This is a genomic window from Methylophilus luteus (assembly GCF_042676265.1).
Lineage (GTDB): Bacteria > Pseudomonadota > Gammaproteobacteria > Burkholderiales > Methylophilaceae > Methylophilus > Methylophilus luteus.
In genome coordinates this window covers 1,760,341-1,775,053 of the sequence record NZ_JBHTKB010000001.1, presented here as the reverse complement: position 1 = coordinate 1,775,053, position 14,713 = coordinate 1,760,341, and the positions used below count along the sequence as shown (strand labels likewise).

Here is a 14,713-nt window from a genome sequence, read left to right as displayed (position 1 = left end):
ATCACCCGCAAGTTTTTAATCATCACCGGTTTTCAAGGTACGCGCGATCACCAGTGCGGTGATACGGGCGGCACCGGCCTGCTTCAGCACTTTCGCCAGCGCATGCATGCTGGCGCCGGTGGTCATCACATCATCCACGATCAGCACATGTTTCCCCTGCCACTGTAGTGGTGTCGCAAACGCGCCGCGCAGGTTGCGGGTCCTGGTTTTCATATCCATTCCTGCCTGTGACTGCGTATCCAGAATGCGCGCGCAGCCGTCTATCACTAAAGGTATCTGCCAGGCTGGTTGCAACTGCCTGGCCAGTTCCAGCGCATGATTAAAGCCGCGCTGCCGCACGCGATGCGGGTGCATGGGCATAGCCAGCATCACTTCAGGTCGCTCTGCCACTGCTAAGGCTGTCAGCTGCGGCAGCATGGTCTGCGCCAGTAATTTGCCTAGCGGCAACTGCTGATGATATTTGAATCGCTGCAACAGGCGGTCCAGCGGATAGGCATAGCGCAGCGGCGCAAGGGTGCGGTCAAATGCCGGCGGATGTTGCAGGCAGATCCCGCAGTAAGCGCCGCCGCTGGTCGGCAGCGCGCATTGCGGGCAGCGTGCTGAGTGGTACCAGGGCAGGGCGCTGGCGCAGTCAGTGCACAGTGGCGCGAGTAGTAGTGAAGGCTGGGGTTGCGCGGGTGCAGCACATAGCGGGCAAGGCAGATTGCTGTTTAACCAGTGCTGTAGCAACGGCAGTGGATTCAGGTGATTAAAATTTAAGCTGTTGTAAAATTTTTTCACGTCTGAGGGTAAACAACCTATAATTCAGCCCATTAAACATTCAATTTCAACCTTGTGCGATCATTATGGAACAACAAACTTCTTCTAGCGCTGGCAACAGCGAACTGCAAACTTCCATCATCAATATCGATGGCCTGAGAGCCTCTAGTGCCTGTGACCATGTGACCGTTGAACGCTGGTCAGTCGACGATATCATGGCACTGTTTGAACTGCCGTTCAACGACTTGCTGCATAGGGCGCAACTGGTGCACCGCGAGCACCACGAGCCGAATGCGGTACAAGTGAGTACCCTGCTGTCTATCAAGACCGGTGGCTGTTCTGAAGATTGCGGCTATTGTCCGCAAGCGGCGCGTTACCACACCGAGGTTGAAAACGAGCCTTTGATGCAGCTGGATGATGTATTGGCCGCTGCCAAAGCCGCCAAGGACAGCGGTGCCAGCCGTTTCTGCATGGGCGCTGCCTGGCGTGGACCCAAGCAGCGTGATCTGGACCCGGTGCTGAAAATGATCGCCGAAGTGAAAGCCATGGGTCTGGAAACCTGCGCCACCTTAGGTATGCTCAAGGATGGTCAGGCCGAACAACTGAAAGAAGCGGGTTTAGATTATTACAACCATAACCTGGACACCGCGCCTGAGTATTATGGTGATGTCATCAGCACCCGTACCTACCAGGACCGCCTGGATACCCTGGACCGCGTACGCAGTGTAGACATCAACGTTTGTTGTGGTGGCATCATCGGCATGGGCGAGAGCCGTCCCCAGCGCGCCGGCCTGCTGGCGCAACTGGCCAATATGGAGCAACCACCCGAGAGCGTGCCTATCAACTTGCTGACCCAGGTGGAAGGTACCCCTATGCATGGGACCGAAGCGCTGGACCCGCTGGAGTTCGTACGCACTATCGCCGCCGCCCGTGTCACCATGCCGAACAGTTTTGTGCGTTTGTCTGCCGGCAGGCAAAGCATGGGCGATGCAGTGCAGGCACTGTGTTTCCTCGCCGGTGCCAACAGCATCTTTTACGGCGAAAAACTGCTGACCACCGGTAACCCGGAAGCCGATGCCGACAATGCGCTGTTCGCCAAACTTGGCCTGAAGAAAATCTAACCTGAAGAAAACCTGAGTGGCCGCACATGCTGGACTTTCTGCACGCTGACCTGGAAAAGCGTAAAACACTAGGCCTGACGCGGCAACGTCGCTTGCTGGATTCGCCGCAGGCTGAACATATCACCGCCAATGGTCAGCGGTTTTTGTCATTCTGCAGCAACGATTACCTGGGGCTGGCCAATGACCCTGCGCTGGTGGCCGCCTTGCAACACGCAGCGGCCGAGGCCGGCGTAGGCAGTGGTGCCTCTAACCTGATCACCGGCCATCACCGTTACCACGACCAGCTGGAACACGCACTGGCAGCACTGGTGCGTCAGCCGGCCGCCTTGCTGTTTTCTACCGGCTACATGGCCAATATCGGTGTCATCAGCGCGCTGATGGGTCGCGACGACGCGGTGTTTTCCGACAAGCTTAACCATGCCTGCCTCAACGATGGCGCTTTTCTGTCGCGTGCCACCCATCACCGCTTTGCGCACAATGATGTAGACGCGCTGGAAAAACTGCTGCAAGCCAGCAACGCCCGCCACAAACTGATCACCGCCGATGCCGTGTTCAGCATGGATGGCGATATCGCACCGCTGGCCGCCTACCTGGCACTGTGTGAGCGTTACGATGCCTATCTTTATGTAGATGATGCGCATGGTTTTGGCGTGCTGGGTCCGCAGGGTCGCGGCACTTTGCAGCATCTGGGCTTAAAGTCGCCGCGCCTGATCATGATGGGTACCCTGGGCAAAGCCGCCGGTGTCGCCGGCGCCTTTGTCGCCGGTGAGCAGGTGGTGATCGATTATCTGATCCAGCATGCCAACAGCTATATTTACACCACACCGGCACCGCCGCCGTTGTCGGCAGCGTTACTGGCCTCGGTACATGAGATAGAGCACGGTGATGCCCGCAGACAGCAATTGTTTGCCATGATAGGCTTGCTGAAAAGTGAGCTGTCACTGACACGCTGGCACCTGCTGCCTTCAGAAACCGCGATACAGCCACTGGTGGTCGGCGACAATTTTGAGGCGCTGGCGCTCAGCCAGTACCTGCAGGCGCGCGGCATCCTGGTGCCTGCCATCCGTCCGCCGACTGTGCCTGTGAATACCGCACGCCTGCGCATTTCACTCTCTGCCACCCATAGTGAACAGGACGTGCGTGCCTTGATCGCAGCCTTGCAGGCTGCCGAGCGTGACATTCCCGCCGGGGAAAAGGCATGAGCTGCTTTATAGAGATCATGGGGCAGGGCAAGCCGCTGGTGCTGTTGCACGGCTGGGGCATGAATAGCGCCGTCTGGGAGCGCATCACCAAACGGCTTGCTGCCAACTACCGCTTATTCCTGGTCGACCTGCCCGGCATGGGGCAAAGCCGCCCGGTCAACCCCTACCATTTATACAGCCTGGCGGAGACCGTGGCCGAAGAGATCCCCGGTGTGTCCACCATACTGGGCTGGTCGCTGGGCGGCCTGATCGCGCAACAGATCGCATTGAACCAGCCGGACCGGGTAGAAAAACTCATTCTTGTCGGTACTAACCCCAGCTTTGTCAGCAAGCCGGATTGGCCGCACGGCATAGAGGCCAGGCATTTTCAGCAGTTCAACGAGCGTTTTGAAAAAGACTTTCATGCGACTTTGCTCAATTTTCTCACCCTGCAATGCATGCATGCCAAAGATACGCGCAGCACTATACGCCAGCTGCGCATCGCGTTTGCTGCCAAACCGACACCCACGCAGGAGAGCCTGAACCAGGCGCTGGATATCCTGTTGCAGACCGACCTGCGCGAAGAGATCAGCCGCTTGTATCAGCCCACCCTGATCATCCATGGTGACCGTGACACGCTGGCACCGGTGAGTGCCGCGCATTGGCTGGCCATGCATTTGCAACGCGCAAAATTACGCGTGATCGCCGGTGCGGCGCACGCGCCGTTTCTTTCGCATGCCGATGCTTTCTGCGAAACGGTAGAGACCTTTATGGCCGATGAGTCTGCCGTGCGCACTGTCGCGGAGCGCTAAATGCAGGATGAATATTCAATAGACAAGTCGCGCATGCGGCAGTCGTTTCACCGGGCGGCAAAACACTATGATGCCGCCGCCATTCTGCAGCGCCAGGTGCGTGAAGAAATGCTCAGCCGGCTCGATGTGGTCAAATTGCAGCCCAAAGTGATACTGGACGCCGGATGCGGTACCGGTCATGGCCTGAGTGCCTTGCTCAGGCATTATCGCGCTGCGCAAGGGATCGCACTGGATATCGCCGAAGGCATGCTGTCACGCAGCCGCGCATTATTCCCCTGGTATAGATTCTGGCAGTCATCGCCGCGCCTGGTGTGTGCCGATATCGAGTCATTGCCGCTGGCTACCGGCAGTGTCGATATGGTGTGGTCCAACCTGGCCATGCAGTGGTGCAATGACCTCGATGCCGCCCTGCAGGAGTTCCGCCGGGTACTGCGCCCGGATGGCCTGCTGATGTTTGCCACCCTGGGGCCGGATACCTTGAAAGAGTTGCGCGCTGCTTCGGGTGCCGAGCATACCCATGTCAGCCGTTTTATCGATATGCACGATATCGGTGATGCCATGACCCGCGCCGGTTTCAATGCCCCGGTGCTGGACGTGATGCATTACACCCTGACTTACGATAGCGTTGAATCGGTGATGCGCGACCTCAAAGCCATAGGCGCGCACAATGCCACGGCCGGCCGCCCCAAAGGCCTGACCGGAAAAGGTTTTTTGCAAAAGCTGCGCCAGGGTTACGAAGGCTTTCGCCAGCAAGGCAAATTACCGGCGACCTATGAGGTGGTATTCGTGCATGCCTGGACCGGCAGCCAGCCTTACACCGCGCCCGGCACCAGCCCGGTCCAGTTAATGCCGCGCAAGACCGTAGGAGTGTAAATGGTCAGCACCGGTTTGCCGCGCCATTTGTTTGTCACCGGCACCGATACCGGTGTCGGCAAGACCACGGTGACTGAGCACCTGATACAGCAGTTGGTCGCACAAGGTTTGAAAGTGGTGGGTATGAAGCCGGTGGCTTCTGGCTGCGAGTGGCTGGCTGGCCGCTGGCAAAACGAAGATGTGATGCGGCTGACCGCAGCGTCTAACGTGCAGGCACCGCCAGAACTGGTCAACCCCTATTGTTTTCAACCGGCCATCGCGCCGCACCTGGCGGCGATAGCGGCTGGCGTCGACATCCGGCTGGATGTGATCCAGTCAGCTTTTACAGAGTTGGCCGCCATGTCCGATGTGGTGATCGTTGAAGGCGCCGGCGGTTTGCTGGTGCCGCTGAATGCCACCCACAGCATTGCCGACCTGGTGCAGGCATTGCAGTTACCAGCACTACTGGTGGTGGGTATGCGGCTGGGCTGTATCAATCATGCCTTGCTGACGGCACAGTTGTTACAGCAGCGGCAGATCCCGTGTTGTGGCTGGGTGGCTAACCAGATCGACTCGCATATGGCCATGCAGGACGAAAATCTGCAGACACTGACAGACTGGCTGCAACAGCCACCGCTATTGCACCTGCCTTATCAAGGAAACCCCGCTTAAATGGCAACCCAGCCACAGCAGGCACCGCTAAGCCAGATCGGCTTGCGCGCGGCTGTGCCGCCGGTCACCAGGCTGTTGATCGCGCTTAACCTGCTGGTGTTCGTGCTCATGTTGTGGGGCGGTGCCGGCTTCTGGCATTCACCAAATAATGTGCAACTGACCTGGGGTGCCAACTTTGCGCCGGCGACTGCGGACGGGCAGTGGTGGCGGCTGGCTAGCGCCATGTTCCTGCATTTTGGCGCATTGCACCTGGGTATGAATATGCTGGCGCTATGGGATGGCGGCAAGCTGGTAGAACGCATGTTTGGCCCGGCCCGTTTTCTGGGCATCTACCTGGTCAGCGGCGTAGCCGGTAACCTGTTGTCACTGGTGATACAGGGTAACCAGGCCGTGTCTGGCGGTGCTTCGGGCGCGATTTTTGGTATTTATGGCGCCTTGCTGGTCTACGTCTGGTACAGCAGGCACCAGATGCAACGGCAGGAGTTCCGCTGGCTGTTCTGGGGCGCAATGGCGTTTTCAGCCCTGACCATAGCCATGGGTTTTATCATCCCCGGCATAGATAATTCTGCGCATATAGGCGGTTTTGTGACCGGTATCGTATTTGCCGTGCTGTGCCTGCCTGCCACAGCAGTCCGGCATCAGCATCTGCAACGCTGGCGTTTGATCAGTGCGATCAGCTGGCTGCTGGGTATAGCCATATTGCTAGGCCATTTACCTGAGCCTAAATACCGCTGGCATGAAGAGCAGGCGATACGCAAACAGGTACAAAAATTCACCCTGATAGACCAGCAGGCCAACCGTAAATGGAATGCCATCATGCTGGAAGGGCGCGAGGGGACGGTCAGTTTTGACGAGATGGCAACGCAGATCGACCAGCAAGTCGCCAACACCTATGAAGAAAGTTTTGAAAGACTTTCTTCACTGCCGGATGACCCCAACCTGCCGTCTGCACCCTTGCTTGAGCAGGCCAAAGCCTATGCCTTGAAGCGCAGTGAAGACAGCAAGGCGGCGGCCGACAAGTTGCGCAATATCCCGTTTATGCCTGGCCGCGCCGCGCCAGGCTCTGCCCAGTAATCCGCCTAAGTAATCCACCAGACACGTAGCCAGGTAGGCCACTAGCATTTAACAGCGCTACAAGTCGGTAGCATCGCGCTGCTGTTGATACTTGCTCTGCTGTTTAGGGCTATGAAATTTGGCATGCAAACGCTCAGCCCGCGCAAAGGCCTGCGCCCAGAACTGGTCAGTCTGGGGCAAGTAATGGGCTTTAAACACCTGCCAGTCCTGCCGCGTAAAACCGAAATCCATACAGGAGAAGATCAGCCCGGCAATGTCTTTGCGTACGGCGGTGCCATGCGGCGAAACGCCTTGCAGTACGCGGTGCAGATCCAGCAGGTAAAACTCGCTGTCTGCGCTCAGCGGCGCAGATTTCTGCAAGGCGATATGGCACAGATAAAAGTCTCTGTGGCACAAGCCGGCGGCATGGAATTTTCTCGCCAGCCTGGCCACTGCGATCAGCATCGCCTGCCGCGTTTCTGCTGTGGCCGGTTGTGATCGCCAGTGTTTGCAGATATCTTCCAGCGAGTGTATGTCACCCAGATCTTCAGTCAGCAAGAATGAACGCTGGCTGGCAGCACAATGGCCCTGTATGCCCCAGGCGGCGATAGGCGTAGTCGCTATGCCTATGTTTTCCAGCGCCTGGATGGCGCGCACTTCAGTCATGGCACCTATGATAGGGCGTTTGAAACTGAGCCAGTTTTTGGCGATCTCGCGCCAGCCGGTGGCCTCATGCTGCTTGATGAAATAGGATGATCCGCCAATATTGATGCGCATGGTCTTGCGGTTGGCCGCCGCACGCACGGTGTAGCCCTGCAAGGCCATAAAGTCTTCAAAAGAATATGCCTGCAGTGCGGGTGCGTGCCTGGGTGACAGCCATAGCTGGCTGCCTTGCGACTGGTTGTTTTGTCTGACTGGCGATGGTGTATGCAAAGTGGTTTCCGAAGCTAACTGCGTGAGTATGTGGGCTTCTGCCTTTCCTGGGTTATCGCGCATCAACTGCGCAGCATAACTGAGTCCGGCCTGGCTAAATCGTTCCCGTGATGTAGTGAGTGCGGTTGCCAGGGCCTGGTTGAGTGCTTCTTGCGCGAACGGGCTGGCAAGCACGATACCGGCACCGGCGTTAGCGATATGTGGCGCATAGCCGCATACCTCTGTCGTGATCACCGGTAGGCCGCAGGCCATGGCTTCCAGTAATACATGGCCTGCCAGTTCGCGCCTGGCCGGATGCACCAGCCAGTCACAGGCTTGCATCAGTTGCGGGATATCATCACGTCCGCCCAGCACCTGCACCTGCTGGCTCAGGCCTTGCGCCTGGATAAGTTGCTGTAACCAGCGCGGATTATCCTGGCCTATGATCAGCATGCGCACGTTTTTTCTGACCTGCTCAGGCAAAGCAGCGATAGCCGTGACCGCGCGGTCAGCACCCTTGGTCTTAAAGCCGGAACCCACCAGCAGCAATGCGGTGTGCTCAGGCAGTATGCCAAAAGTGGCTGCCAGCCATTGTTTTGCCTGCACGCGTTCAAATGGCGGAAAGCGCTGCGGGTCCAGGATAGGCGGGATCAGGTGAAAGCGTGCATGCGGCGTCTGGTACCAGTGCTGGAAAGTGGCTTGTTCCTGTGCCGTCAACGTCAATATATGCGTATGGCTGGCAGGCGAGAAAATCGCTTGTTCCGCCTGCTGAAACCAGCGGTAGCGGCTGGTCAGCCTATACCACCACGGCCGTTCTTCATGCGCTTTGGCAATAAAGCACGAATCCGCGGCAAAGTAGACATCCACCGGTTGCATGCGGTTAAAACCCACCACCAGGTCGAACTGTTCACCGCGCACGGCCTGCTGCATGGCGCTGATCAGGCTGGCATGCCGGGTGTGGTTGCGCCAGCCGCTGCCAGCACACAGGCGCACCTGCACACCAGCCGGTTGCGGGCCTTGCCACTCGCCGGTGAAGATAGTCACCTGGTGGCCCAGCGCCACGCAGTCCTGGGCGATACGCAGCATGTCACGCTGTACACCGCCATAGGGGAAATATTTGAATATCAGAAAAGCAAACTTCATGGGCTAGATTGTATGCGAAAATAGCGGGCATGAAACGGATTCTGATGGTCAAGACCACGTCTATGGGCGATGTGATACACGCCTTGCCAGCTGTACAGGATATTTTGCAGCACTACCCTGACGCCCAGATCGACTGGCTGGTCGAAGAGGGTTTTGCCGATATTCCCCGCCTGCACCCGCAGGTGCAGCAGGTGTTTACTGTTGCCATCCGCCGCTGGCGCAAACAGTTATTGCGCTGCCGCACCTGGCAAGAGATCAGGCAAGTCAGGGGCGCATTGGCGGCACCGGCTTACGATGCGGTGATCGATGTGCAGGGCCTGCTGAAAAGCGCCTGCATCGCTGCCTGGGCGCGTGGCCCGCACCATGGTTATGATGCACGCTCCATACGCGAACCGCTGGCCAGCCGCTTTTATCAGCACCGTTACGCCATCTCCTACCAGCAGCATGCGGTCACGCGCATACGTACGCTGGTGGCGCTCAGTCTGGGTTATGCCGTACCGCAGGACCTGCCGGATTATGGCTTGCGTGTGCAACCGGCCAGTGCGCTAACCACCGCGCTCACCTTGCCGCCGCCAGCGTGGATAGCCCTGCATGCCACCAGCCGTGACAGCAAGTTATGGCCGGAAGAGCACTGGATCGCGCTGGGACGGCATTATGCCGAGCAAGGTTGGAGCATGTGCCTGCCGTGGGCTTCTGCGGCAGAAAAAAGTCGCGCCGAGCGCATCGCCCTCAGCGTGCCGCAAGCCCTGGTGTTACCTAAGCTGAGCTTGCAGCAACTGGCAACTGTGATTCCGCAAGCGCGGTTTGCGGTGGGAGTGGATACCGGGCTTTCGCACTTTGCCGCAGCCCTGGATGTGCCGGTGGTGGCTTTATATACGGATACTGACCCCGGCCTGACCGGTGTGGCTGGCGGGCGCCAGGCAGCGGCTATCAATCTGGGCGGCCAGCAGCAGGTGCCTGATATCGCAGCCGTGGTGGCAGCGGTGACCCAGGTCACCGTGGCTGAAAATCAGCGCCAGCCCTGATCTGCCAGCAGCAATTTTTGCAAAATCATCTATTTGCCCTTGAAATCAGTAGGGTCATCCCCATGTGTGTGAAATCGTCAAATGAAAAGTCTTGAATTCATAGGGGAGTAACATGCAAGATCCGCAAACATCCGTAGACACGGCGGCTAACGAAGCAGCTGTTAATGAAGTGCATACAGAGCAGTCCGCTGACAACCATGAGGCACGTATCGCAGCCTTGGAAGTCGCACTGGAAGAAGCCAAAGCACAAGTGCTGTACGTGAAAGCAGAAGGCGAGAATGTACGTAGACGCGCGCTGGACGATATTGATAAGGCACGCAAATTCGCGCTGGAAAAATTCAGTAATGAGTTGCTGGCAGTGAAAGACAGCCTGGATGCTGCATTAGCCGTGGAAAATGCCGATGTCGCCAGCTATAAGAACGGCGTTGAATTGACCGCCAAGCAGTTGCTGGGTGTGTTTGAGAAATTCAATATTGCTGAAATCAACCCACTGGGTGAGAAGTTCGACCCCAATAAGCACCAGGCTATCAGCATGGTGCCGGCAGAAGGTGAACCTAACACTGTGCTCAGCGTGCTGCAAAAAGGCTATGCCCTGAACGAACGTGTGCTGCGCCCGGCGCTGGTTACCGTAATACAGGCAAAATAATCCACATTATAAACAGGGGCTTGAAATCTGTTCAGGCATCCCAATTATCACATCATAGTTTGATCAATTAACAACTTGGTCAATAAACAACTTAATGTGATTCACAAAATTTTTAAGGAAGCGAAACATGGGAAAAATTATCGGTATTGACTTGGGGACCACCAACTCGTGTGTCGCCGTGATGGAAGGTGGCAAGCCACGTGTGATAGAGAACGCTGAAGGTGCGCGTACTACACCATCTATCATTGCCTATCAGGAAGACGGCGAGATTCTGGTCGGTGCACCAGCCAAACGCCAGGCGGTGACTAACCCAAAAAATACATTGTTTGCTGTAAAACGTTTGATCGGCCGCCGTTTTGACGAAAAAGAAGTGCAAAAAGACATTGATCTGATGCCTTACACCATCAGCAAAGCCGATAACGGCGATGCCTGGGTAGAAGTGCGCGACAAGAAACAGGCGCCACCACAGATCTCTGCCGAAGTTTTGCGCAAAATGAAAAAGACCGCCGAAGATTACCTGGGCGAAGAAGTGACAGAAGCCGTGATCACGGTGCCTGCCTACTTTAACGACAGCCAGCGCCAGGCAACTAAAGATGCCGGCCGTATCGCCGGTCTGGACGTGAAACGTATCATCAACGAACCAACTGCGGCGGCCCTGGCTTTTGGCCTGGACAAGCAGGAAGGTGACCGCAAGATCGCGGTGTATGACCTGGGTGGTGGTACTTTCGACGTGTCTATCATCGAGATCACTGAAATCGATGGCGAGCACCAGTTTGAAGTATTGTCTACCAACGGCGACACTTTCCTCGGTGGTGAAGACTTTGATAACCGCATCATAGATTTTCTGGCGGATGAGTTCAAAAAAGAGAACGGCCTGGACCTGCGCAACGACTTGCTGGCCAAGCAACGCCTGAAAGAAGCTGCTGAAAAAGCCAAGATCGAACTGTCTGGTGCACAGCAGACTGAAGTGAACTTGCCTTACATCACGGCAGATGCGACCGGTCCTAAGCACTTGGTGGTGAAAATCACCCGCGCCAAGCTGGAAGCATTGGTCGAAGACCTGATCGAGCGCACTATCAGCCCATGCAAAACTGCATTGAAAGATGCGGGTGTATCACCTTCAGATATTTCTGACGTGATTTTGGTCGGTGGTCAAAGTCGTATGCCAAAAGTGCAGGAGAAAGTAAAAGAGATCTTTGGCAAAGAACCACGTAAAGACGTGAACCCGGATGAAGCGGTCGCCGTTGGTGCTGCGATTCAGGGTGGCGTGCTGAAAGGCGACGTTAAAGACGTATTGCTGCTGGACGTGTCACCACTGTCGCTGGGTATTGAGACCCTGGGCAGCGTGATGACCAAGCTGATCAAGAAGAACACCACGATTCCTACCAAGGCTTCGCAAGTGTTCTCTACCGCAGAAGATAACCAGAACGCGGTGACCATACACGTGTTGCAAGGTGAGCGTGAAATGGCTGCCGGCAACAAGAGCCTGGGTCAGTTCAACCTCAGCGATATTCCACCGTCACCACGTGGTATGCCGCAGATTGAAGTGACATTTGATATCGATGCCAACGGTATTTTGCATGTGTCTGCCAAAGACAAGGCCACCGGCAAAGAGAACAAGATCACGATCAAGGCCAACTCCGGTTTGTCTGAAGAAGAGATTCAGCGCATGGAAGAAGATGCCGCTAAATATGCTGATGAAGACAAAAAGTTGCGTGAACTGGTCGACGCCCGTAACCAGGCTGACAGCGTATTGCATAGCGTGAAGAAATCGCTGGCTGAACATGGCGACAAGATAGATGCCGATGAAAAAGCCAAGATCGAAGACGCGATCAAAGACCTGGAAGCGATCGCCAAAGATGGCGACGACAAAGAAGCGATCGAGGCCAAAACCAATGCACTGATGGAAGCTTCACAAAAACTGGGCGAGAAAGTCTACGCTGAGCAACAAGCGCAGGCCAATACCGAAGGCGCACAACCACAGGATGAAAAAACAGTGGAAGGCGATGTGGTAGATGCCGAGTTTGAAGAAGTGAAAAAAGACTAACCTTAAAAAGGGGCGGGTGCAGCTTACCCGCCCTTGTTTATGATGCCGGCAAACACACTACGCAGATCGCGGGTGTGTTTGTTCATATTGGCGCAAGCGCATTAAAACGGAATAACTATGGCAGCCGCAAAAAAAGATTACTATGAAGTGTTGGGTGTGAACCGCGACGCTGGTGACGAGGAAATTAAAAAGTCCTTTAAGAAACTGGCGATGAAATATCACCCTGACCGCAACCCGGATAACCCTAAAGCGGAAGAAAGCTTTAAGGAAGCCAAAGAAGCCTACGAAATATTAAGCGACGAGCAGAAACGTGCAGCCTATGACCAGTATGGTCATGCCGGTGTAGACCAGAGCATGGGTGGTGGCGGATTCAGCGGCTTTAATTCCGGCAACTTCAGCGATGCATTCGGTGATATTTTCGGCGATATCTTTGGTGGCGGCGGTGGCCGTAACCAGCGCTCCAATGTGTACCGTGGTGCCGATCTGCGTTACAACCTGGAAATCTCCCTGGAAGAGGCAGCCAAAGGCACTGAAACCAAGATACGTATCCCGGTGCAGGCCAATTGCGAGACCTGCCACGGTTCAGGCGCACGTCCGGGGACTTCACCGGTCACCTGCACCACCTGTAACGGTCATGGCCAGGTGCGTATGCAGCAGGGCTTTTTCTCGGTGCAGCAAACCTGCCCTAAATGTCACGGTAGCGGCAAAATGGTGAAAGAACCTTGCCCGACCTGTCATGGTGGCGGCCGCATCAAGCAAAACAAGACCCTCAATGTCAAAATCCCGGCTGGTGTCGATGAAGGTGACCGCATACGTTTGAGCGGCGAAGGCGAAGCAGGCGTGAACGGGGGGCCAACCGGTGATTTATACGTGGTGGTCCACCTGAAAGAACATGCGATCTTCCAGCGCGAAGGCGCTAACCTGCATTGCGAAATGCCGATCAGCTTTAGCACGGCGGCATTGGGTGGCGAGATAGAAGTGCCTACCCTGGACGGCGCCGCCAAAATGAAGATCCCGGCTGAAACGCAAACCGGCAGTGTGTTCCGCCTGCGCGGCAAAGGTATCAAGCCATTGCGCTCCAGTGAGCATGGTGATCTGATGGTGCATGTAGTGGTGGAAACACCGGTGCGCCTGACAGAGAAACAGAAAGAATTGCTGCGCGAATTTGAAAGCAGCACGCAGGCAGATGCCGGCAAGCACAGCCCGAAGAACAAGAGCTGGGTCGATAAAGCTCGCGACTTCTTCAGCTGATCGTTTGCTGCTTGTATTAGCAGGCCTGCCAGGCTATCAGTGCTGGCAGGCCTGTTCTCAAGCTTTTAGTCTTTATGGTCAGGATGATGTGGCTGTACTGTATCAGTTACATTTCAATAACAATTAAATTTTCATTTTTACAATTCAGTTACAGCTCGGTCAAATTGTTGCAATAACTCTCTCCTAAACTAGAGTCATCTTTAAACAGGGCACAAAATGTTTTGTTTAATGGCTAGCTTGGTTGATTTGTCAACGACTAGCATTGATTTCCTCCTGATCCAAACCCCCTTTTAACCCGCAATAGCGGGTTTCTTTTTGTCTGCTAGTTTCATATAGCACTGCCTGCCGCAGCCGCGGGGTAGTGTCTGGCAACAACATCGTTTATGATGACTGGCAATATCATTCACAGCATCTGGCTCTCACTACGCTTGCCTGCTCACACTTATCATGCTGAAAATCGCTATTTATAATCATAAAGCCGATGTCGGTTCAACCACCACCGCGCTCAACCTCGCGGCTGCCTGGCAACGTCAACGCCAGCAGGTATTATTGCTGGATATGGACCCGCAGGCGCGGCTGACCGAGACTTTCAAGCATATAGGCCTGGATATGCAAAAGCATCTGTTCCGCTTTTATCAGGCAGACACGCCGCTGGCCGATTTGATCCAGCCCTTGCGCAACGGTTTGCAACTGATCGCTGCCAATAAAGAGCTGATGAACCTGGATTCACAGTTTGGCCGCGGCCCGGCCACTTTGCAACGGCTTGCTGACGGCCTGGCGCAACTGCACAAGACACATGCCGGATATGCGGTATTCATGGATTGTTTCCCTGGCATTGGGGTGATCCCGCTGAGTGCGGTATTCGCCAGTGACCTGGTGCTGGTGCCGGTGTCAGCAGATTATTTATCCATACATTCGGCAGTGAAAATAGACAAGGCGCTGAATGCGCTGGAGCCGGTATTGAAACGTCGCGTGCAACGCCGCTACCTGCTCACGCGCGCCGATAAACGCAAGGAAATGACTGCCGAAGTCGAGCAGGAGATGCGCCGCCTGTTTGGCAGCGAAGTGCTGGTGACACGGATAGCCGAGCATGCCGCGCTCGCCGAGTGTGGGCGCATGGGGCAGCATGTGTTTGAATACGATGCCAGCAGCCCGGGGGCGCGTGATCACCTGACACTGTATTTCGAGCTGCAGGATGTGATCAAGCAGTTACCGCGCACGACCCAGGTCTGATGCTGA

Annotated in this window: 13 protein-coding genes; 11 read left to right on the top strand and 2 right to left on the bottom strand. The window is 55.8% G+C overall.

Going from position 1 to position 14,713, the window contains the following annotated elements:
* Positions 1–15: 15 nt before the first annotated feature.
* Entirely contained in the window at positions 16–780 is a 765-nt protein-coding gene (locus ACFQ1Z_RS08305) for a ComF family protein (protein WP_379056943.1), read from the bottom strand.
* A 65-nt stretch (positions 781–845) separates the two neighbouring features.
* Here ACFQ1Z_RS08305 and bioB point away from each other — a divergent pair, with 65 nt between their 5' ends.
* From bioB to ACFQ1Z_RS08275, 6 genes are read left to right on the top strand one after another with little or no spacing between them, the layout of a single operon-like run.
* Complete coding sequence (gene bioB, locus ACFQ1Z_RS08300; RefSeq protein ID WP_379056941.1) at positions 846–1,880, top strand: biotin synthase BioB; 1,035 nt, start codon at positions 846–848, stop codon at positions 1,878–1,880.
* 26 nt (positions 1,881–1,906) lie between these two features.
* Positions 1,907–3,082, top strand: a complete 1,176-nt coding sequence (bioF, locus tag ACFQ1Z_RS08295) for an 8-amino-7-oxononanoate synthase (RefSeq protein ID WP_379056940.1) — start codon at positions 1,907–1,909, stop codon at positions 3,080–3,082.
* On the top strand, positions 3,079–3,873 hold the full coding sequence (bioH, locus tag ACFQ1Z_RS08290; RefSeq protein ID WP_379056939.1) for a pimeloyl-ACP methyl ester esterase BioH: 795 nt from the start codon (positions 3,079–3,081) through the stop codon (positions 3,871–3,873). Before bioF ends, bioH begins: the two co-directional genes overlap by 4 nt.
* A complete protein-coding gene (bioC, locus tag ACFQ1Z_RS08285; RefSeq protein WP_379056938.1) occupies positions 3,874–4,746 on the top strand; it encodes a malonyl-ACP O-methyltransferase BioC in 873 nt (290 codons plus the stop codon).
* Positions 4,747–5,397 carry a dethiobiotin synthase gene (bioD, locus tag ACFQ1Z_RS08280; protein WP_379056937.1) on the top strand — a complete coding sequence of 217 codons (651 nt, stop codon included), beginning with the start codon at positions 4,747–4,749 and terminating at the stop codon, positions 5,395–5,397.
* Positions 5,398–6,471: a rhomboid family intramembrane serine protease gene (locus tag ACFQ1Z_RS08275; RefSeq protein WP_379056935.1), complete on the top strand. Its 1,074-nt coding sequence runs from the start codon at positions 5,398–5,400 to the stop codon at positions 6,469–6,471.
* A 57-nt stretch (positions 6,472–6,528) separates the two neighbouring features.
* Here ACFQ1Z_RS08275 and rfaP read toward each other — a convergent pair whose 3' ends face one another.
* The gene (rfaP, locus tag ACFQ1Z_RS08270) at positions 6,529–8,505 is read right to left on the bottom strand and encodes a lipopolysaccharide core heptose(I) kinase RfaP (protein WP_379056933.1); all 1,977 of its coding nucleotides are present in this window, start codon (positions 8,503–8,505) and stop codon (positions 6,529–6,531) included.
* A 29-nt stretch (positions 8,506–8,534) separates the two neighbouring features.
* Here rfaP and waaC point away from each other — a divergent pair, with 29 nt between their 5' ends.
* From waaC to ACFQ1Z_RS08245, 5 genes are all read left to right on the top strand, one after another.
* A complete protein-coding gene (gene waaC / locus ACFQ1Z_RS08265; RefSeq protein WP_379056931.1) occupies positions 8,535–9,530 on the top strand; it encodes a lipopolysaccharide heptosyltransferase I in 996 nt (331 codons plus the stop codon).
* 112 nt (positions 9,531–9,642) lie between these two features.
* On the top strand, positions 9,643–10,176 hold the full coding sequence (gene grpE / locus ACFQ1Z_RS08260) for a nucleotide exchange factor GrpE (protein WP_379056930.1): 534 nt from the start codon (positions 9,643–9,645) through the stop codon (positions 10,174–10,176).
* 127 nt (positions 10,177–10,303) lie between these two features.
* Positions 10,304–12,223 carry a molecular chaperone DnaK gene (gene dnaK / locus ACFQ1Z_RS08255; protein WP_379056928.1) on the top strand — a complete coding sequence of 640 codons (1,920 nt, stop codon included), beginning with the start codon at positions 10,304–10,306 and terminating at the stop codon, positions 12,221–12,223.
* A 117-nt stretch (positions 12,224–12,340) separates the two neighbouring features.
* Positions 12,341–13,474, top strand: a complete 1,134-nt coding sequence (gene dnaJ / locus ACFQ1Z_RS08250) for a molecular chaperone DnaJ (protein WP_379056927.1) — start codon at positions 12,341–12,343, stop codon at positions 13,472–13,474.
* A gap of 447 nt (positions 13,475–13,921) precedes the next feature.
* Positions 13,922–14,707, top strand: coding sequence for a ParA family protein (locus ACFQ1Z_RS08245; RefSeq protein ID WP_379056926.1), 786 nt, complete (start codon positions 13,922–13,924; stop codon positions 14,705–14,707).
* Positions 14,708–14,713 lie beyond the last annotated feature (6 nt).

Coding starts and splice junctions, on each gene's coding strand:
- grpE (WP_379056930.1), top strand. CDS start 9,643: ATGCAAGATCCGCAAACATCCGTAGACACGGCGGCTAACGAAGCAGCT.
- bioC (WP_379056938.1), top strand. CDS start 3,874: ATGCAGGATGAATATTCAATAGACAAGTCGCGCATGCGGCAGTCGTTT.
- dnaK (WP_379056928.1), top strand. CDS start 10,304: ATGGGAAAAATTATCGGTATTGACTTGGGGACCACCAACTCGTGTGTC.
- ACFQ1Z_RS08245 (WP_379056926.1), top strand. CDS start 13,922: ATGCTGAAAATCGCTATTTATAATCATAAAGCCGATGTCGGTTCAACC.
- bioD (WP_379056937.1), top strand. CDS start 4,747: ATGGTCAGCACCGGTTTGCCGCGCCATTTGTTTGTCACCGGCACCGAT.
- rfaP (WP_379056933.1), bottom strand. CDS start 8,505: ATGAAGTTTGCTTTTCTGATATTCAAATATTTCCCCTATGGCGGTGTA.
- bioB (WP_379056941.1), top strand. CDS start 846: ATGGAACAACAAACTTCTTCTAGCGCTGGCAACAGCGAACTGCAAACT.
- dnaJ (WP_379056927.1), top strand. CDS start 12,341: ATGGCAGCCGCAAAAAAAGATTACTATGAAGTGTTGGGTGTGAACCGC.
- waaC (WP_379056931.1), top strand. CDS start 8,535: ATGAAACGGATTCTGATGGTCAAGACCACGTCTATGGGCGATGTGATA.
- ACFQ1Z_RS08275 (WP_379056935.1), top strand. CDS start 5,398: ATGGCAACCCAGCCACAGCAGGCACCGCTAAGCCAGATCGGCTTGCGC.
- bioH (WP_379056939.1), top strand. CDS start 3,079: ATGAGCTGCTTTATAGAGATCATGGGGCAGGGCAAGCCGCTGGTGCTG.
- bioF (WP_379056940.1), top strand. CDS start 1,907: ATGCTGGACTTTCTGCACGCTGACCTGGAAAAGCGTAAAACACTAGGC.